The 20525-nt window shown below is 45.5% G+C and carries 13 protein-coding genes; 8 read left to right on the top strand and 5 right to left on the bottom strand.

The window, feature by feature from the left end:
- Positions 1-119 precede the first annotated feature (119 nt).
- On the top strand, positions 120-1334 hold the full coding sequence (locus AC506A_RS16315; RefSeq protein ID WP_495462075.1) for an MFS transporter: 1215 nt from the start codon (positions 120-122) through the stop codon (positions 1332-1334).
- Between the two features lie 491 nt (positions 1335-1825).
- Positions 1826-6448: an InlB B-repeat-containing protein gene (locus tag AC506A_RS16310; protein WP_495462074.1), complete on the top strand. Its 4623-nt coding sequence runs from the start codon at positions 1826-1828 to the stop codon at positions 6446-6448.
- A gap of 66 nt (positions 6449-6514) precedes the next feature.
- Here the strand turns inward: AC506A_RS16310 and AC506A_RS16305 are convergent, their stop codons facing one another.
- Together AC506A_RS16305 and AC506A_RS16300 are read right to left on the bottom strand one after the other, a co-directional pair.
- Entirely contained in the window at positions 6515-6916 is a 402-nt protein-coding gene (locus AC506A_RS16305; protein WP_495462073.1) for a DUF6691 family protein, read from the bottom strand.
- Positions 6913-7386 (bottom strand): YeeE/YedE family protein, encoded by a 474-nt coding sequence (locus AC506A_RS16300; RefSeq protein ID WP_495462072.1) that lies wholly within the window; start codon positions 7384-7386, stop codon positions 6913-6915. The genes AC506A_RS16305 and AC506A_RS16300 overlap by 4 nt, the downstream gene beginning before the upstream one ends.
- 131 nt (positions 7387-7517) lie before the next feature.
- Here AC506A_RS16300 and AC506A_RS16295 point away from each other — a divergent pair, with 131 nt between their 5' ends.
- Positions 7518-8123, top strand: coding sequence for an MSMEG_1061 family FMN-dependent PPOX-type flavoprotein (locus AC506A_RS16295; RefSeq protein WP_495462071.1), 606 nt, complete (start codon positions 7518-7520; stop codon positions 8121-8123).
- A 72-nt stretch (positions 8124-8195) separates the two neighbouring features.
- Entirely contained in the window at positions 8196-9104 is a 909-nt protein-coding gene (locus AC506A_RS16290) for an ATP-dependent DNA ligase (protein ID WP_495462070.1), read from the top strand.
- Between the two features lie 86 nt (positions 9105-9190).
- Here the strand turns inward: AC506A_RS16290 and AC506A_RS16285 are convergent, their stop codons facing one another.
- The 3 genes from AC506A_RS16285 to AC506A_RS16275 are packed head-to-tail and all read right to left on the bottom strand — an operon-like array spanning position 9191 to position 12048.
- On the bottom strand, positions 9191-10948 hold the full coding sequence (locus AC506A_RS16285; RefSeq protein ID WP_495462069.1) for a hypothetical protein: 1758 nt from the start codon (positions 10946-10948) through the stop codon (positions 9191-9193).
- 1 nt (position 10949) lies between these two features.
- Positions 10950-11906, bottom strand: coding sequence for a hypothetical protein (locus AC506A_RS16280; protein ID WP_495462068.1), 957 nt, complete (start codon positions 11904-11906; stop codon positions 10950-10952).
- Entirely contained in the window at positions 11899-12048 is a 150-nt protein-coding gene (locus AC506A_RS16275) for a hypothetical protein (RefSeq protein ID WP_495462067.1), read from the bottom strand. Before AC506A_RS16275 ends, AC506A_RS16280 begins: the two co-directional genes overlap by 8 nt.
- Before the next feature lie 176 nt (positions 12049-12224).
- On the opposite strand from AC506A_RS16275, the gene AC506A_RS16270 reads away from it, so the two are divergent.
- The 4 genes from AC506A_RS16270 (at position 12225) to AC506A_RS16255 (ending at position 20519) form a co-directional block, all read left to right on the top strand.
- Complete coding sequence (locus AC506A_RS16270; RefSeq protein WP_495462066.1) at positions 12225-14045, top strand: vWA domain-containing protein; 1821 nt, start codon at positions 12225-12227, stop codon at positions 14043-14045.
- Between the two features lie 12 nt (positions 14046-14057).
- Positions 14058-17450: a tubulin-like doman-containing protein gene (locus AC506A_RS16265; RefSeq protein WP_495462065.1), complete on the top strand. Its 3393-nt coding sequence runs from the start codon at positions 14058-14060 to the stop codon at positions 17448-17450.
- A gap of 63 nt (positions 17451-17513) precedes the next feature.
- Positions 17514-19835 (top strand): hypothetical protein, encoded by a 2322-nt coding sequence (locus tag AC506A_RS16260; protein ID WP_495462064.1) that lies wholly within the window; start codon positions 17514-17516, stop codon positions 19833-19835.
- A 42-nt stretch (positions 19836-19877) separates the two neighbouring features.
- Positions 19878-20519, top strand: a complete 642-nt coding sequence (locus AC506A_RS16255) for a hypothetical protein (RefSeq protein ID WP_495462063.1) — start codon at positions 19878-19880, stop codon at positions 20517-20519.
- Positions 20520-20525: the final 6 nt, after the last annotated feature.

The following is a 20525-nucleotide window of genomic DNA, read 5'->3' as shown; positions in this document are numbered from 1 at the left end:
TCTCATCGTTGAAGACTACTTCCTTATCCTAAGGAGGTAGTCTATTTAGCGAATATCGAGTACAATTCCCATGACTAGTAGTACGGTATAAATCTATTAAAAAGGTCGTGAGAAGCTCCATGTTGCAAGCGGAATCTACGCTCCGGCAGCCTTCTTTTACGAAATTCTGGGTCTCGCGTACGTTATCTTCGACATCCTTCCAGATGCTCTCGGTTGCGATTGGCTGGCAAATGTATGCGCTGACGCATGATGCTTACAGCCTTGGACTCGTAGGGCTGGCACAGTTTCTGCCGATGATGCTGCTAACGTTAGTTGTCGGTCAAGTCGCGGATCGGTTCGACCGGCGGAAAATCGTTTTCTTATGCCAAATCATCGAAAGTGGTATTGCTGCACTGCTGCTTGTTGGGAACTTGGCAGGATGGCTCGGACGAAATGAGATTCTGGTGGCTGCTGCTATACTTGGTGCTTGCCGGGCATTCGAAGGGCCATCGTCTTCGTCGCTGCTGCCGATGCTGGTTCCGAAGGAACTCATGCAGAAAGCAATTGCCTGGACGACTTCAACCGGACAAACCTCTCAGATCATAGGACCGACCCTAGGCGGTGTGCTTATTGCAGTGGGACCGGTGTTCGTCTATGTTACAGCAGCGGTGGCGCTGTTAGTAGCCGGAATCCTTACTTTCCTCATCCGCATGGAAAGGATCGTTAGAAAGCCGGAGCCGCTTACGGCCAGTTCCATCTTTTCCGGCTTGGTATTTGTCAGACGCAACCCGGTCATCTTGGGAACGATATCGCTTGACCTGTTTGCCGTTCTTCTTGGCGGTGCCACAGCGCTTCTGCCGATTTTCGCGGAGGATATTTTGCATACAGGTCCACTGGGATTAGGTATCATGCGGACCGCGCCTGCCGTAGGTGCGCTGCTGATGTCCATTGCGCTCGTCTACTTCCCCTTGAAGAAAGCGCTCGGTCCGATACTGTTCGGAGCACTCGGTGTTTTTGGATTAGCTACCATGCTCTTCGCGGTATCGACGAATTTGATCATTTCGCTGGTTGCCTTGCTGCTTATTGGGGGATCGGATGTCATCAGCGTCGTTATTCGTTCTTCGCTTGTGCAACTCCAAACGCCGGATGAAATGAGGGGCCGTGTAAATGCGGTAAACTCGCTCTTCATCGGAACCTCCAATCAGCTAGGCGAGTTTGAGTCGGGAACGCTTGCTGGCATGGTTGGACCCGTGCCGGCGGCATTCATTGGGGGCATTGGAACGATTGTGGTAGCAGGCTTGTGGATGTTCCTGTTTCCGTCGCTTAGACGGCTGCGATCTCTATCTAATGAATAAGAGGCTTCCTATGAGTTCATTGAACTTGTAGGAGGCTTTTTTTTGCGGAACGCTGAACGCAGGGTATGCTTTTCACGCTAACGAACCGCAGAGCTCTTAGTTCAGCTAAATGATTGGGTTTGAAATTCTAACGAACCGTACAGACGCTATTTCGTGAAAAAATGACTTTTTCGGCTGTATTTCCCCCTAATAAGGCCCTCACGGTTCGTTAGATTTGAAAAGCGATTATTTTCGAGCAAATAACGCCTTCACGGTTCGTTAGCACAAAAGCAGTTACTCGTTGTCTTCGATTCCATCCTGCCAAGCTATTTCCACAATTACCATACTTGATGGCGAAATATGTCGAAATAGATTGCTAATTTTGTAGTAAAAAATGTAAAATTAGTACGTTAGAACTAATCGGCTATCTTGAGCGGCAGGATGATAACCTGCGGAGATACGGAGCACTGAACTGCATGATTAGACATCTATGAGGAGTTGACGTGGACAAGATGATTAGTTTACTAGAGAGATTCAAACGTAGTACTCGAGCAGCTGCATTAACGAAGAAAAGCTTTGCTATGGTAATGGTGCTGGCAATTATTCTATTGTATATCCCTTATTCGGCAGCGGAAGCGGCTACAGGTACGATTAAACCGACGGGAACACTGGGGCAATGGTATGGCTTAGGGCCGGAGCTAACAGATGGCGAGCAAAATTCAATCGATATTTCCGGCCAAAATTTTGAAATTTTCTTTGCTCAGTCCGTTTTAAGTGATGTTCGCTCAGATAATATTGGACTCTATAATCACCCTGATAGTGAAATTTTAACTTCTGCGCTTCCTTATATCTTCAACGGGGAAAGATCTTATTTAATGAATGCACAGCAGAGCGTGTATGGTGGTGATGGAAGCGCTAGATTGTATTTAGTCGCTAAATCAAGTGATGGAAGTGAGTTTAAGTTTAGTGGATTACATATTTTTAACCCCTTTGAAATAACGGGGAATAATGCAAATCTAGATATAATTGGATATAAGGATGGCGTATCAACGGGAACAGTTACTGTCGAGGTTGCATCAGATCAGACATGTATATCTCAACTAACTTCAACTGAGCTCATAGCAAGTGTTTTTCAAAATGTGGATCGCGTCGTAATAACCCCGAGTTCATCTTCGCCTTTTGCTACTGGAATAAATGCTGGACTTTGGTTTTTCTTTAATTCATTCGCTATGAGTGATCCTGTCGTAGATGACTCTACTCCGCCTACAATTTCTAATGCGGGAAGTAGTGACGTAACGGCAACTACTGCAACGGTTAGCGCTACAAGCAACGAAGCGGGCATGCTGTACTATGTGATTACGACAAGCTCATCGGCTCCGTCGAGCGCGCAGGTCATGCTTGGAAAGGATCATACAGGAGCAAATGCTTTGAAAACGGATAGTGGTGCGGCGGCTGCCGATTCTGCCAAAGATTTTGGTGTAACAGGGCTGACAGCCGGAACGCAATATTATGTCTATTTTGTCGCGAAAGATAGCAGTAATAATGCGAGCAGTGTGGGGAGTACAGGTTTCACAACTGCAGTCAATACCTACACGGTGACGTATTCTGCTGGATCGGATGGTTCGATCAGTGGAACTAGCGAAACTGTAGCACACGGCGGAAATCCGTCATCGGTGCCGACGGTAACGCCGAATAGCGGCTATACGTTCGCTGGTTGGAGCACAGATGGAGGATCAACGAAGCTGACGACAGCGCAGGTGGAAGCATCGTCAGTAACCGGGGCAATCACATTCACAGCGTACTATACGCAGAATACGTACACGGTGACGTATGCGCAAGGTGCGAACGGAACGGTTAGTGAAACAAGCGAGACGGTAACGCACGGCGGGCATCCGGCCTCGGTACCGACGGTAACGCCGAACAGCGGCTATACGTTCGAGGGCTGGAGCACAGACGGAGGATCAACGAAGCTGACGACAGCGCAGGTGGAAGCATCGTCAGTAACAGGGGCAATCACATACACGGCGTACTATACGCAGAATACGTACACGGTGACGTATGCGGAAGGTGCGAACGGAACGATCAGTGGAACAAGCGAGACAGTAACGCATGGCGGGCATCCGGCATCGGTACCTACGGTAACGCCGAACAGCGGCTATACGTTCGTGGGCTGGAGCACAGATGGAGGATCAACGAAGCTGATAACAGCGCAGGTGGAAGCATCGTCAGTAACAGGGGCAATCACATTCACAGCGTACTATACGCAGAATACGTACACGGTGACGTATGCAGAAGGTGCGAACGGAACGATTAGTGGAACAAGTGAGACCGTGGCACACGGCGGAAATCCGTCATCGGTACCGACGGTAACGCCGAACAGCGGCTATACGTTCGAGGGCTGGAGCACAGACGGAGGATCAACGAAGCTGACGACAGCGCAGGTGGAAGCATCGTCAGTAACCGGGGCAATCACATTCACAGCGTACTATACGCAGAATACGTACACGGTGACGTATGCGGAAGGTGCGAACGGAACGATTAGTGGAACAAGTGAGACCGTGGCACACGGCGGAAATCCGTCATCGGTGCCGACGGTGACGCCGAACAGCGGCTATACGTTCGCGGGCTGGAGCACAGATGGAGGATCAACGAAGCTGATAACAGCGCAGGTGGAAGCATCGTCAGTAACAGGGGCAATCACATTCACAGCGTACTATACGCAGAATACGTACACGGTGACGTATGCAGAAGGTGCGAACGGAACGATTAGTGGAACAAGTGAGACCGTGGCACACGGCGGAAATCCGTCATCGGTGCCGACGGTGACGCCGAACAGCGGCTATACGTTCGAGGGCTGGAGCACAGACGGAGGATCAACGAAGCTGACGACAGCGCAGGTGGAAGCATCGTCAGTAACCGGGGCAATCACATACACGGCGTACTATACGCTAAATACGTACACGGTGACGTATGCGGAGGGTGCGAACGGAACGGTTAGTGGGACTAGTGAAACTGTAGCACACGGCGGACATCCGGCATCGGTGCCGACAGTAACGCCAACCAGCGGCTATACGTTTGCGGGTTGGAGCACAGATGGGGGATCAACGAAGCTAACAACGGCGCAGGTGGAAGCAACGACCGTTACTGGAGCAGTCACGTATTCGGCGTACTATACTCAGAACACGTACACGGTAACGTATGCAGAAGGTCCCAACGGAACGATTAGTGGAACAAGTGAGACCGTGGCACACGGCGGAAATCCGTCATCGGTACCTACGGTAACGCCGAACAGCGGCTATACATTCGCGGGTTGGAGCACTGATGGTGGAGTAACGAAGCTGACGACAGCGCAGGTGGAAGCATCGTCAGTAACCGGCGTAATTACATACACGGCGTACTATACGCAGAATACGTACACGGTGACGTATGCGGAAGGTGCCAGCGGAACGATTAGTGGAACAAGCGAGACGGTAACGCACGGAGGGCATCCGTCATCGGTACCTACAGTAACGCCGAACAGCGGCTATACGTTCGCGGGCTGGATCAGCGACGGAGGAGAAACGAAGCTTTCCACGGCGCAGGTGGAAGCATCGACCGTTACCGGAGCAATCACATATATTGCGCAATATGAACTGAACACGTACACGTTGAATTATACAGCGGAAGTAAATGGAACGATTACGGGAACGGCTTCCCAGACCGTGGACAGTGGCGCCAGCGGATCGGCAGTCACAGCCGTGCCGAATGCCGGTTATCACTTCGTAAAATGGAGCGATAATGTGGCGACGGCTATACGGACAGACGCCAATGTGACGGCAGACTTAAGTGTTACTGCGTCTTTTGCAAAAGATCAATCAACAGGGTCTGTTACTTCGACTGATACAGAGTTCGTCGAAGTACTCGTAAATGGGAAAGTGGAAAATGCGGGGAAGGCAAAGACCACCACTGTTGATGATCAAACGGTCACGACCATTACCGTAGACCAACAAAAGCTTGAGGAAAGACTGGCTCATGCAGGTCAAGGCGCTGTTATCGTAATTCCGGTTAATTCGAAGGCAGATGTAGTCATTGGTGAACTGAATGGCCAGATGCTTCAAGACATGGAACAACAGCAGGCGGTGATCGCGATCCAAACGAATGTGGCTACTTATACGCTGCCAGCACAGCAAATTAATATCGATGCCATTTCGGATCAATTCGGTACAAATGTTGCTTTCAAGGATATTAAGATTCAGATCGAGATTGGCACGACATTATCAGAAACGCTGCAGATTGTAGACAATGCAGGTGTAGCTGGTGAGTTTTCTCTTGTAGTTCCACCGCTTGAGTTTACGGTGCGAGGCACTTATGGCGATAAGACGATTGAAGTCTCCAAATTCAATGTCTATGTGGAACGAACAGTAGCAATCCCAAATGGTGTGGATCCTAACAAAATTACAACTGGAATCGTCATTGAGCCGGATGGTACGGTGCGTCACGTTCCGACCCGAGTTGTCACCATTGATGGCAACTATTATGCCAAAGTGAACAGCTTGACGAACAGCACATACGGAATCGTATGGCATCCCCTGGAGTTTAAGGATGTAGCGAATCATTGGGCAAAAAAGGCTGTAAATGATATGGGCTCTCGCATGGTTATTAATGGAATTGGCGAGGATCTGTTCAACCCTGATCAGGATATTACACGTGCGGAATTTGCGGCGATTATGGTTAGAGGATTAGGACTCAAACTTGAAAAAGGCTCAACTCCATTCACGGATGTGGATGCCGCGAGTTGGTACAGCAGCGCGATCCACACGGCATCTTCGTATCATTTGATTAACGGGTTTGAGGATGGCACTTTCCGTCCGATGGACAACATTACGAGGGAACAAGCAATGACGATTATTGCAAAAGCAATGAAGATCACTGGACTGAAGGACAACCTTCCGTCCAAGTCAGTGGAAGAACTGCTAAGCCCTTTCACAGATGCTGTGCATGCATCGAATTGGGCTAAGGCGGGGATAACAGATTGCTTGCAGGCCGGAATCGCCACGGGTCGAAGTACAAATGTACTTGTTCCGCAAGCCTACATGACAAGAGCTGAGGTTGCGGCAATTGTGCAGAGACTGCTTCAGAAATCAGAACTGATTTAATGTAAACATCACTATGCCATACAAAGGCGGCCTTAGTCCTGAATGTAATCGGACGAAGGCCGTTTTTTATTTGCGATTGCTCCAAACATCCTTCAGCAATACCCCAACGAATAAGCCGGCCATTACGCTCAGACCCAGAAGCTTCCCCGTGCCAAGCATGGCCGCCGAAACGGTGGGGCATGTTCCCGTAATAGCCCAACCTGTTCCGAAGAGAGCGCCGCCCCAGATGTGATGCTTGCGAATCGGAAGTTTCGGTAGTTTAAGAAGACCACCAAGCAGCGTGTGCCATTTAAGCTTCATTAATACCCAAAGCAGAACCATCGATACGATGACGGATGAAGCCATGACGAGATAAATGTAAGCATGCTTCATTAACAGCCCTTGATGAATCACGTTATAATCCGTAAATTGGGCCAGAGCGATTAAGAACCCAAAACATAAGCCAAATAGGAAACCCGTACGTTTCATAGAGCACCTCCGGTTATAACATGAAGGATGAAGGTTACGAGAACAGCCACACCGAAAAAAACAATAGTCGATACGATACTGGCGGGAGATAACGTGGATGTTCCGCATAAGCCATGTCCTGAGGTGCATCCGCCAGCGAATCTAGCACCGATCCCCATAAGCAGACCGCCTATGAACAAAATAGGGATAAGGGCTTGTATCGGGAGCAGTTCTCCCAATTTTCCGTAATAGGAGGCAGGACCCAAATCGCCGCCAATCCAAGCGGCAGCTCCACCGCCTATCATAACGCCTAACAAATACCAAAGACGCCATGCTTCTTTCATTGGGCGACCCAGCATCATGTCCGTCAGTTGAGCGTAAAATCCAGTAGCACCCAGTGGCTTATTAGAAACCGCATACATAGCGGCAACCGTAATGCCAAATAATGGGCCAAGAATGTACCATTCCGGATGATCTTGAAATAAGGCCATGATTAAAACCCCCAATTCAAAGTAATAGTCCAGTCTATGCACTGTAAGGATAAGGTCATTACGTGGTGGAATCCTATCGAAGACAATTGTACAATGAATATTAAGATTCAATAAAGGAAGGAATATCAATTATGGTATATAACGAGCAGGAAGACGAAATTATTAATTCTATTGAGCGACTGCGGGAGCTGGTAGGGGTTCCGCATGAGGCAGTTGTGAAGAAAACCATCGATCATATCGATGATCATATCCGTGCTTATTTGGAAAAATGTCCACTGTTCTTCCTATCAACGGCGAATGTCAAAGGCCAATGCGATGTTTCACCACGCGGCGATCAGCCTGGGTTTGTGAAGGTATTGGATGACCATACATTAGCGTTCCCTGAGCGAATGGGAAACAGGCGGGTGGATTCGATGATGAACCTGCTGGAAAATCCGCGGCTCGGCATGATCTGCATTCTGCCTGGGATGAATGAGGTGCTTCGCATAAACGGAACTGCGCAAATGGTCTTTAACGAATCGTTGCAGCAGAGCATGGCTCTGAATGGCAGACCTCCGCAATTCGCAGTCAAAGTAACCGTGGAAGAGTGTTTCGTGCATTGCCCGCGGGCGCTGAATACGTCGAGCGTATGGAAAACGGAGACGTGGCTTGAACGTGAGCAGTTCCCTAATATTCAGCGTATGTTCGAAGATCATATTACGAAAAATGGATACGTAATTGAGAGCGATTCGAAGTAACAGGATAGAGCCAGCTGGTTTGCTCTTTATTCATTGCGGCGACAATAGAGTGTAGGGGGAGGAAAGCCGCCTATGCTCTTTTCTGCATTAAAGCCCATGATTGTAAGTATTGGAAAAGAAGCCTTCGATGATGAAGGTTATATATTCGAGCCCAAATATGACGGCTGGCGTATGCTCATTCATAAGCAAAACGATCGTATCGAAGCCTACACGCGCTACGGAACCCTTGTTACGGCCAAGTTTCCTGAATTAAAGGAGGTGGCGGCGGCAATCAAGGCGGGCTCGGCTATTTTGGATTGCGAAGGGATTTGCATGCGCGGAGGACGGCCCGTGTTTGATGATTTCGCGTATCGCGGGAGGCTGAGCCATTCTTCAAGAATCGCGCAAGCGACGCTTACGCATCCGGCAACCTTCGTGGTGTTTGATCTTTTATATACGGATCGAGCGCATTTGCATGAACCATTGATGCAGAGGAAGGAACGCTTAGCCGATGTGGTGACCAATTCTCCGGTTCTCACGAAGACCATGTTTGTCGAAGGGAAGGGCCAGGCGCTGTTCACGATGACGAAGGAGAAAGACATGGAAGGCATTGTCGCCAAACGGAAGGATTCCAGCTATCAACTGAATAAGACATCGCCGGATTGGTTGAAAATCAAGCATTTCAAGTCCATTGACACCGTTATTCTAGGCTACCGGACAGAACCGTTTGCGCTTGTCCTCGGACTTCACTTCAAGACGATAAAGAACAAGCCTGTAGGAACGGTTGAATTTGGCCTCAAGCCTGAAGAAAAGCAGGTTTTCCTAGCGATCGCGCAGCAGCTCCATACCGTGAACGATCGGAAGACGCAGTGGATCGAGCCGCACATATGCTGCCGCATTGATTATCTGGAGCGGACGGATATGCATCAGCTGCGGACTACGATTTTCAGAGGGTTCCTGCCGGATAAACAACCGGAGGATTGTGTCTGGGCTTATGAGTGAAAAAGACTACTTCCTGATTGATAGGAGGTAGTCTTTTTTTTGATGGTGGATAGAACGTCATTTCTGCAGTTATTCGGATAATTTAATTACTGCTTTAACGCTTTTACACTGACTTCATAAGAAACGATGGTTTGTGCCCCCTTCGTAACCTTACTTGTTCCGGTCATAATACCGGTGACTGTGGCGGTGCCTGTAGTAAAAGGGAAGTTGCCTTTCAACAGAACATACTTATCATTCAAAGCTACGACGGCAGTGCCGCTATCGGCAGCAATGATGACACACTTAAATTGCACCTTAATATTCTTGTATTTGCTTATATTTGCTAGAGAAATCTCGACATAATCAGGTTTGATACCAACAAACGAATAGTATCCCTTTGAATAGTTGAAGATTGTCTCTTCACCAGGTGCTTCAATTGGGTTAGTTACAATAAGTAATCCAGAAGAGGCAACACTGTAGCTGCTCGCTTTCAAGTCCATAATCTCACGAATACCATTCTTCTGCATTTCGTAGGCGAGGAATCTTTGGTTGTTCGTCCCTGAAGCTGCCTTGAAGAGAAGAGTCGGAAGACCATTTTTACTAAGTTCATTGTCCGTACTTATCGAATTTATCGTTAAACCGGTTTTCAGTGGAAACGAAGCTTTTTGAATCGTTACATCATTCATGATCTTGGCGGTGTAAAGTTGGTTGTTTGAACCAACTCCCACGACGACAATGCTTGCACCCCAGAAGGAACGAAACGTGGTAGTAAGCTTGAAAGATTGATTTGGGAATGCATTAGCAAGAAGCGCCTCAGGGTCTGCTTCATATAAACGCATTTGTACAGACTTTATATTCGCTGTTGTGTCTTTGAAGGCGGATAGGCTTTTGTAAAGTGCAATCGAATCCATATATTTGCCACTGTCGGCAAGTTTTGCGGCGTGTTTAAATTGGTCAGACACAATATCATCAATGTAATGCGCGACTTTAGAATTTTCACCAGGGTATGCTTTAGAATCTTGATACTGTTTGGTTAGTTTAATCATAGATGTGATATCGTTCTTACTCAATTGTGCTAGGATAGTTTTTCGGAAATAATTCTCTACTTCAGAATGAACCCAACCGGAATCCATTTTGAGATCAGTCACGAAGAGAGTAATGATTTGTTCGCTTTCCTTAAATATGTCAGAGAGCGAGCTGCGTGAAATAACAGCGTCAAGCTTGCTCTTATAGTATTGCATGATAAGTTCATTAGTTACCTGCTTATGGGCGTTCGGATTATCAAACTGACTAGCTGGTAATTTGAGTAGTTCTATGATGTCTTTGTCTGCATTGAATTTGTTCTTTTTGATACTGGTCTGGATGCTTTCGACTTTGGTACGGTTCAATTCCTTGAAGGCGTCCTTTAACTTGGATTCAATTTTATAATCAAGCAAAATTTGTTGAAATTGTTGCTTCTTAGTCGCATCCCCAATCTTCTCGCTCTGGGTTCTAAGTGTATTCGAAGACTGATAAACGACTAATAATTCGGCCTGGTTGCCGCTGTCTGCAGCGGTATCAATTTGGTTATCTAGTAATTGAACGCTATGAATCATATCAGAAATGGGTTTGAGTTTCTTTAAAGCAGTAGTTGTTTCCTGCTCTTTATAGGTGATGACAGTGCTGTCATTGGCTTGTTTGAACCACTTTTCCGCCTCTATTGCGTTACCAACACGATCATACTCCACAGCAGTTTGATAGGCGTTAATTTTTTTCCAGCTATAGTAAAGCTTTCCGACAGCTCCGAGTACGACTGCTAGCAACAAGAGCTGAAGAATTATTCGTGAACGGCGAGACCGTTTATATACCGAGGGAAACGAAGTCATATCACTTTACCCTTTCTATGAATAATTGGAATTCCGGATCAAAATGATAGTTTGTTTTGGCAAGTTCTAAAGCACGTTTTCTAAGAGGTCGAAGTTCCTCTTCTACATCGCCTTCTAACAGCTGGCATAATCTCAGTAGCTTTTCTCTTGAAAATCCAATCATATAGAGAAGCACTAAATCTCGATATTGTGTAATATAAATTTTCATTCGAAGGGTTGCACCGGCGATTGCAAGCATCACTTCAGGTCCCTCTTCCATGGATTGAATCGCTTTTTGGTGCTTTACAATATAATTAAAAACACTCGATTTGGCTAATTGAGGATTGACCTTAATGACTTGATTCAAATATTGGACGAATTCGGGGCTGAAACAATCAGGAACTATCGTTTCTAACTCTAAGTCCATATCATTTCTCAGCACAAAATGGTTCAGACACTGAAGCCTACTGAGCTTGATGGGATCATCTGTTAATAGTGCACCAACTTCGCGCAGCTTTTCATAAGCCTCTTTATAGTGGTTTTGTTCGAATTCTTGATCAGCTTGGGCAATATCAATTGCGATGCCCCGCTTTACCTGGTTGGTTTTGTTTAACAGGAGTTGCTGCAAAACATTGTTCTTCAGGAAAGACTTATATCTATTCTGAAGAAAGAATAAAAGCCCAATTGCAACCGGGAGGCTCACGAGGCACAGTAGAAGATCAGATTTGTTTTCAGCAAAAATAACCGCCGCACATGCAAGCGCTGCCACTCTAAAATAATCGGTCTGTCGGCGATGAGAGGTTACCTTTTGAGCAACTGTGTCCAAATCCACAAGCTGTTTTTCGTTTCCACAGTTGGGGCATTTGTCCTGCCAAGCCAATGTAGTAAAACTGCCGCAATCCAGGCAATGACGAAGACGTTGATACAGATAGCTGGTACGGAATGATTTTCGGAACTGGACAGCTATTTTATTATTCATGTGGCTCACCTGTATTCAATTTCTCATGGAAAAATGCATCAATCTTATCGGAGGGAAGGTTATTTCTCATCGTTTTGGCATAAGAGAACCATTTCCAGAGCAGGTATGCTCCCATAACCCCTATCAAGGCTTTAGTAATCATTGTAGTCTCCTAATTTCGTAATAGAATCCAACTGGATAATAACTAAACACATATAGTAATTTACTAGTATTGCAGTTAAAATATAGGGAGCGATCAGAGACTATTGTACTATTCTTTGTCGTTTTTATCTATTGCGAAATATCTAAGAAATATCATAATACGGTGGGGGAACAAGAATGAACGTCAAGATTAGACATGTACTGAGCTCGATTTCTGTTGCATTGATGTGTTCCTTGTCGATTGCGCAAGGTTATGTCCATGCAGAATCGACAAGCGCGACGAATATTGATGCAGTTATTGCGGTAGATGTGAGCGGTTCCATGAAGGAGAGCGACGTTAATAATGTAAGTTATGAAGCGATGAAGATGTTTATCGATATGGCATCTACTCAAGGAGACAAACTCGGAATTATATCCTATACCGATCAAATTATCCGTGAAAAGGCGTTACTGAAGATCAACTCCGCACAAGACAAGAAAGACTTAAAGACATTCATTGATCAACTGACCCGCGGGTCCTTTACAGATGTAGGTATAGGCATTGGTGAGGCGCTGAAAGTACTGGATTCAGGGTTAGAAGAAGGCCATGCGCCTTTAATCGTTGTACTGACAGATGGGAACACTTCATTGCGTAATGGCGTTTCCTTGGAGGAATCCAATAATAGACTAGATGATGCTGTAAAGACTGCCAAGTCTAAGGGGTACCCGATTTATATGATCGGTCTCAATGCAGATGGGAAACTGAACACAGAGTTGCTGAAACCGATTGCTGAGCAAACGGGAGGGAAGTTGTTCGTTACAAGCACTGCGGATAAACTGCCGGAAATCCTAAGTGAAATTTATGCCAACCACATGAAAGTGAAAATGATACCGCTATCTAGTTACACGGCCGACGGAAACTTTCATGATGTGTCTGTCAGCGTTCCAAATGCAAGCATACAGGAAGCGAATATATCGATTCTGTCAGATAAACCGGTGGAGCTCCAATTGACGAATCCGGATGGTACTGAAGTAAAGCTTCCATCGGAGAATGTGCTGCTGTCGCGTTCCAAGGCTTATTCATTGCTCAAGCTGGTTTCACCAAAACCGGGTGATTGGCTCTTGAAAGTGAAAGGCGTAGCTAAAGAAAACATCTCTATTAGTCTCGTTTATAACTATGATTTAAAACTAATGCTGGAATCTATCATAGCCAATAGCTATAAGCCGGGGGATATAGTTCCAATTTCTGCTCATTTTGAAAGTGCAGGCCAGCAAGTCAATGACGCTTCTTTATACAACGGAATCAGTGCTTCACTGATAGCCACGAATACGGTCACCGGTAAGGAAGAGGAGACAAAGCTCACTATAAATGATCTAGGTATAACAGGAAGTTTTACAGTTCCTAGTGATGGAGCATACACGATTCAGGTTGTAGCGAAGGCCACTAACTTCCAGCGAGAAACGGACCCCGTTGCCATCAAAATCGAAGAAATTGTATCCAAACCGGTTGAGCAGACTCCGATAAAGCCTTCTGCTACTGAAACAATTGAACCAAAGGCACCAACTTCTACTGCCTCGAAGGAAAATAAGCCTTTCCCATTGGTGACTGCAATCCTCTCCATGGTTGGTATTGCTGTTGCTGGTGTGATTTTCTATTTTGTCTACTCTCTAATGAAACGAAATAAACGTGGCTTCTTCGGCCAAGTAATCATTGAAGTCCGAAATGAGGATACGGGAGAACGAACAAGTCCGCAATATAAGAAACTTAATTCATTCCAGGGCAAATTCAGTTTACATCAACTGCTCAATCTGGCTACCGAATATGCAGAGACGTCCAAGATTGTTTTTAAACACGGAAAAGGTGATTCGCTCGAATTGTTAAATCCGTCGAGTATCACAATTGAGAAGGCAGGAAGAGCGATTGATGCGACAAATGGCTTGACTCTTGCAAATAATGACAAAATTAAGATTTTGCTTCAATCCGTTAACAGGTCTATTACATTGGAATATATCAAATAGGGGGCAGGAAGAATGAAGGCATCGGTCAGGGAGCATATTGAACAATTGGAAGTAGCAAACGGCGGGGGGATTGTCAGCGACAAGATCCGTGTCGACACAATTGATAACCCTATGCTGGTTATTGGACTTGGAGGGACTGGGATCGATGCGATGCTTCGTTTAAAGTATCAGATTAATCGACGGTTCAAGCTTCCGGTGGATCCAATGACCAAGAAAGTCAAGGATAAGCCAGCTAACATCGAGTTTTTAGGATTCGAAACGAACGAGGAAGAAAAGAATAAGAAGTTCAATGGAATCGGACTTGACCCTCTTACAGAGTTCGTTTTGTTATCCAATTCTGAGATTGGCAGTGTTCTGCAGAATCGTAGTCTGCTGGAACCGTATATTAAAGAGTGGTTGTCACCAGAGTTGACGATTACAGACGGTATTAATGGTGCTTCCGGCAACCGCCAGGCGGGACGTCTATTACTATTTACTAAAATTAATCAAGTCGTACAGACGATTGAACGCAAAATTAAGGCGCTTTCGATTGGTACGAGCAAGAAGTTAGTTGTATTTATCCTGACAGGTATATCCGGAGGAACCGGCAGCGGTACATTTTTGGATATTCCTTATATTGTGCGTGGGATTATGGATCGCGATTACGGAGATGCGGGTGGCGACAAGGTTAACATTCTTGGTTATTTATTCACGCCGGATGTGAATTTGGCTAGCGCGGCTCTGACTGAACATACGCGTGAATATATCAAAAAGAACGGTTTTGCAGCTCTAAAAGAATTGGATTATTGGATGAATACAGAAGAGCGCGGTGAGCGTTTCGAGCAGCAATACGGCAGCATCCTGAAGGTGCAATCCTGGAGGGCGCCATTTAATTTGGCACATCTTATTGCGGCGACGAACCTGGATGGCAAGTTGTTGGAGAATGCTTATGATTATTGCATGAATGTTACTGCCGAGAATATTACCAATTTTATGGCAAGTGAGGACAGACAATCCGGCGGGGAGTTCGCCATTCATGATTATATAAGCAATATACAAACAAACATTAACCAGATGAATAAGCCATACGCAGCAAACTATAAATATAACATTCTTGGTGCTTCATCTGCGGTACTGCCAATTGAGGAAATGACCACCTATTTAGCGTATAGAGTTTTTAAACGTATGGAGAAAATGTTCCAGGTAAAACCGACGCGCGAAGATGTAGAAAGACTGGCGCACAAACTTGGTCTGGATGTTGAAGATGTTCATCGAGAATTTAATAAAGCTGTAACCGAACCTCTGTCTGGTTATCAACATAGTGAACGTCTGAATTACAACAATGTGATTAAGAATCAGATTGTAAATATAGATACGGAGCTGGAACAGAACTTTCTAGCTCGAGCCCGCGAGGAGTATCTCCGAGAGCGGAGGCAACTGCCTGCTCGCATTATGGAGCGTTTTCAAGAACAAATTACTCAAAGCTTTAAACAGCCTGATCAGGGTCCTTTCTACGTGAACCGGGCGATAGTCTCTCATAACGCTTACTGCTTATTAGAGCATATCAAGACCTCTATTGAGGCGCTTCAGTCCCAACAATACCATATACAGCGAGACATCGATGCGGCTAAGGACGTCGCGTTTAGTAAAATGGCAGAGGCAAAAGGTTTCACTCTCATCGGTAAGGAGAGAAAGAAAGATGCGTACATCGAGGCGAAGATCAACGAGTATCAGCTTAGAGCAGATCAAATTCGTCAGGAGCACATTATTGATTTCTATAATGATCTCTATAATTCCATTCTTGAAGAGAACAATAAGATCTATGGTGTATTCACTGAACTTCTCAATAAATTGAGTGAGGTGTTCCAGAAGAACGGTGAGATTTTGACGAATGGCCAGGAGAAAGTGGATCATAAAGGTAACAGAACATATTATTGGAATATTGTTAGCGTGCCTGATGTTGTTAAACTTTTCGGCAATGTATTGGAAGAGAAGAGCGTAGATGGCCTAATTCGTGATTTTACAAACGACCTACTCACTAAGTCGGACAAATGGATCCGTGAGCAAGAGCTCGATATCGTAGGTGCCGTCTCCGAGTTCTTGACTGATCAGTTTGGAGATCTGATTACGAAATCTATGGAAGAGTATCTCACTATTAAGTTTGGCGGCGACGGTTCGCTAGACAGTCTGGTGGAAACGCGAATCGCGAGTAAGCTTTACGAGGAAGCGAAGCCGGTTTTCCATCTGAGTAATAGTCTGGGTAATTACAATTTCCCGTCATGGGGCTTTGTTTCTGTGCCGGTTAAGGCTCCGAATATTTTCAAGGGGATCAAGAACTTCCAAAACAATGCTGTAGCCAACTCCAAATACACTGTCAAGGAGAGCGAGGTCAAGAACCGGATTTTCTGGTTAAATACGCAAAATGGTATTCCGCTCTATTTATATACGCCGCTGCGGCTGTTCGAAGAAAGTTATGAGAAAACGGTCCTAGAAGCAGAAGGGATTGGTCGGCATTTAGTACAAACAGAGAAAATTAGCTGGGCGAATCTGCCCTCGCCGATTCCTGAGCAGTCATGGGGAGATACGTATGTGAATTCGCGGATTCGCAACCGAAATGCTGAGATTCGTCAAACGTTCGATTTGGCGTTGAAACGGGGCATCATTCGTGAGAAAGGTCAAGAAAGCAGTGCATCGAACCGCTTCGAGGTCATCGTAACTGTACCGTTTGATGCAGATAAATTTACGGCAGGATATAACTTACAGCTGGATACCTCCAAGCCTAATCTTGGCGAACTCCGTCGTTATGCTGCTGATCTTAATAGATTTAATGTCAAAGGGTTGGAATCTACGACTAGGTTGGACATTTTTAATAGCGTAAATATCGAGATGGCCAAGGAGAACTTGATTCGTTACCCGAAACTGCTTGCAATGGTGAAGGAAGAGCTTGGTAAGCTAGCCCAGATCGACAGTCAAATTGCTAAGGTAGAGGGTATACTTGGTACCCAACAAGACGAAGAAAGATACCTGACTCGCTACATCGAATTGATGTATACCGAAACCATTATCAAGAAAGGTGCTCTGTTTGTATATGATCATGACTTCAATGAGGAAGCGTGGGAACCGCTTGTCAATCTGATGCAAACAGGCAAATATGTAGACTTCGAAATTTACCTTAAGTTAAAGTCGCTGGATGAGAAGCGTATAGGCTTGCTCACGAAGAAATCGAACAAGCGCAGCGGCGAACTTGTGTCTCCTGAAAATATCGAGAAGCTCACAATGAAGCTCAATACGTTATTGAACAGCTTCCAAGAGGCGAAGAATACGTTGGATTATGGACGTAATGAATTGCAATATGGCGAAGAAGCCTATTCCTTCTACAAGGAATCTCTAATTAAGGTGCAGGAATTACTGCAGAAGATTCAATAATGCCGATTTCCTAATTGGCTTATACATCGATTGTGGCAATGCGATGTGGGAGGTAGAGGTATTATGAATGGACGACTTCAGGCTTTCGCAAGCCATTACGCAATGGAGATGGAGCAATCCAGCTATGATGAACAATATAGCATTCTGTATCCCCTCGTCTTCCTATTTATTGGCGATGAGGTAAAAGATACACTTGAGCAGGTGCATGAGGCCAACGTTAAGAAGTGGAGAAACAGCGATAGCGTTGTCTACCTTCACATCTACATGAATGAGACGGTTGTCCGGGATAACATTTATTCCATCCGAGTGCCAGAGCTCGGGAGTGACCTAAGCTCCCTTCGACCGGATTGGTACAGCCGGTTTATGGGAAATCGCGATCTATTAATTGAACTTAATGGGATACTGCGTAGAATGAACGGTCGAATAGCAGAGTACGGCCGTATGGTGACCTCGTTGGAAAGGTTGAATATTGCGGTAGTGACACGTATCGACGATCCTGCCAATGTCATCCTCCAGGAGGTAGCGTTGCTCACAAAGGCTACCTTTAGCGAAAGTTTCCGTACAGTACTAATTGACCTGTATGGACTGATGAAAGAGGTAGACAACAGAGAAGATTTTGATCTATCCGCGGCATTAGGGATAAGCTTCCTGAGTGAATTGGAGAGATATCAGAGTCGCGATTATACCTTTAAAGCTGCAGCACTTCAAATGACGAAGGGGCTGGAGCTTGATGTAGAACACACTGGCGGACCACTTTTCGAGTTGGCTTATCTCCTAAGCAACAAGGACGAGAGAGGCCTGACTTCCACGGAATGTTGGCAGGAGCTGAGTGATATTATCAGCGGAATCAACTTGCTTAAGAACCGACAAGCTACCTTGGCGGTGAATCCGCAACATCATCCCTATAATAATCAACAATTCAGGACTAATATAACGTTTGATGCAGGCGGTCCTTATTTTGCGAGTGCAGGTTACTCCAAAGTCAGACGGCCGAATGCGGCGATAGCTTTGGCGACGTTACATCACTATTATGACTATATCTTTGCCAGGTTGCGGAGTAATTCCGAGCAAGATAAGCGTACAATCCAAGAGGCCTTCAAAATCGATGCTGGTTCAATTGAACGGTGGGCGATTTCACTTACACCAGATCGCAGCGTATTGTCCGAACAGTTAATGAGCATTATTCCAAGCGGCGTATCATTCAATGAACTAAAACAGCAGACGCTTCGACAATCAGAAATGATGTTGTTTGGTGACTTGGCAGAACAGTTTTTCGCGGATAATTGGGAAAAAGCTGCTAATGAGGCTTTCAATGCAGCGGATATTGAAGCAGAATTGACCGCAACGGTTGAACAACAGATCATCGGAAATCCAAGATACGGTTATATCAGTGCTTCTATTTGGACCTCGCAGAATGTTGAGTCTTCCGTACTGGGCACTCTGTTGCAATGGAAGAAGGAAACTGTGAAGGCGATTGATGGCCTTTCTGCCAAACTGGAAACCATGTATGAAGAACGTGCGGGAATTCAGTCATTTGGGAAGATACTATTCTCTCAAGAGAAGACGCGGCGCAACTTCATCAATCATCTCCTAGGAAAGATATATGATGTAAAGTTGGACTTGTTACAAGCGAAGATGAAGCTGAATTATGTTCAAGTATTGATTGCAGTAATAGAACGGTTGCATGAGCGTTTTGCTAAACAAGCGAACGTATTTGTATATCTTCAAGAGCTGCTAACTGAGGCAAGTCGCAGAAGTCTACTTGAAAGCCATCGGGATTTCGACCGAAATGTTAGTGAATATTATGAATCTGTTATTGAAACCATTTTGTCTCAGGCTGAAGCGGTACAAGGAGACCAGTATTATTGGGATGAGAGGTATCTTGGTAATTTGTCGTTATTGAACATGGAGAAGCCAGAAGCAGTATTGGAACGGTTAATTGAGGTCATTCAGCGCGACATTTTTAGTCATCCAACTTTCCGTCAATCGTTTGAGGACGAGCTGCTGGCACGCGCGAATGTAAATCTTGTCGGTCAGACAGTCGTACTTAGGAAAGATGAGCTTTATAGAAAGCTGTTTGATAACCTTGAAGAGGAATCGGCGATTCGCCTTGATATTTACCGTTCAACGCAGAAATTGCGATATAGTGAGAAATATTTCTTTGGAGATTTTGATAGCGAGTTCTTAAAGTTTGCCTACAATCTTGACCATGCAACACGGACTTATAAACTTGGATGTGTCAATGAGAAACAGAAGAGTGGTATCGAGAAACTGCACCTTATGGGTGGCTTCCGCATTCAAGATACGATGTTTTACCGCAACGCATCAAGATATTACAATGGTTATCTGGAAAAAGATTACCGGTTCCATGTTGGACAGAACTAATGGAAATGTGGGATTGTACCTTGCACGTTGGAGGTTTATAGCATGATGAAATGGGACATAGTCGACGAACACCTGCGTATTAGGAAAACAAAGGGTCATATGGACGGTAACGTATGCGTCATTACTTGGGATTGGCCGAAGAGTCTAGAGTATGTCTTCATCTACTCTTACCAGGAAGGCGAAGAGATACAGCCATCTTTACTGAAAGAGTCTATGCTGCGCCTTTATACACGGAATGAGTTCAAGACACATGGAGGATATCGGGATAGAGTGGATTGGATCGGATCCAGCCTATACCGAATCTTTCCTTGTGTTCCGAATCATGACGGAGGACTAACAGCATACGATCAGCAGGATCAAGACAACGTGGTGCGCATTAAAGGAGTCAAATGCAGGATTAATTGCAGGATTAAATATCGGCAGCCTCTGTTTGCTAAAACACGAAGGGCTGAGATCACCATATTTAGTGAGGCTCCTGTGATGAAGGAAACATTGTGCTATGTGAAAAAAGCAGGAACTATTCCGATGTCGAAGGATGATGGCACCGTTTATGCCTTTCCACATGACTTTACATCTGGTAGTAATGCTCCTGCAGAAATTACGATTGCGAAGGATGAGCATGTTCGTGTTTTCTTCACGGACGTTAAGGTATACGGAGACAGTTACGAATTGATTCATATTTAAGGAGGC

Source organism: Paenibacillus sp. N22P23 (assembly GCF_059383735.1).
The sequence above is the reverse complement of the archived record's forward strand: the minus strand, read 5'-3'. Positions and strand labels throughout refer to the sequence as shown.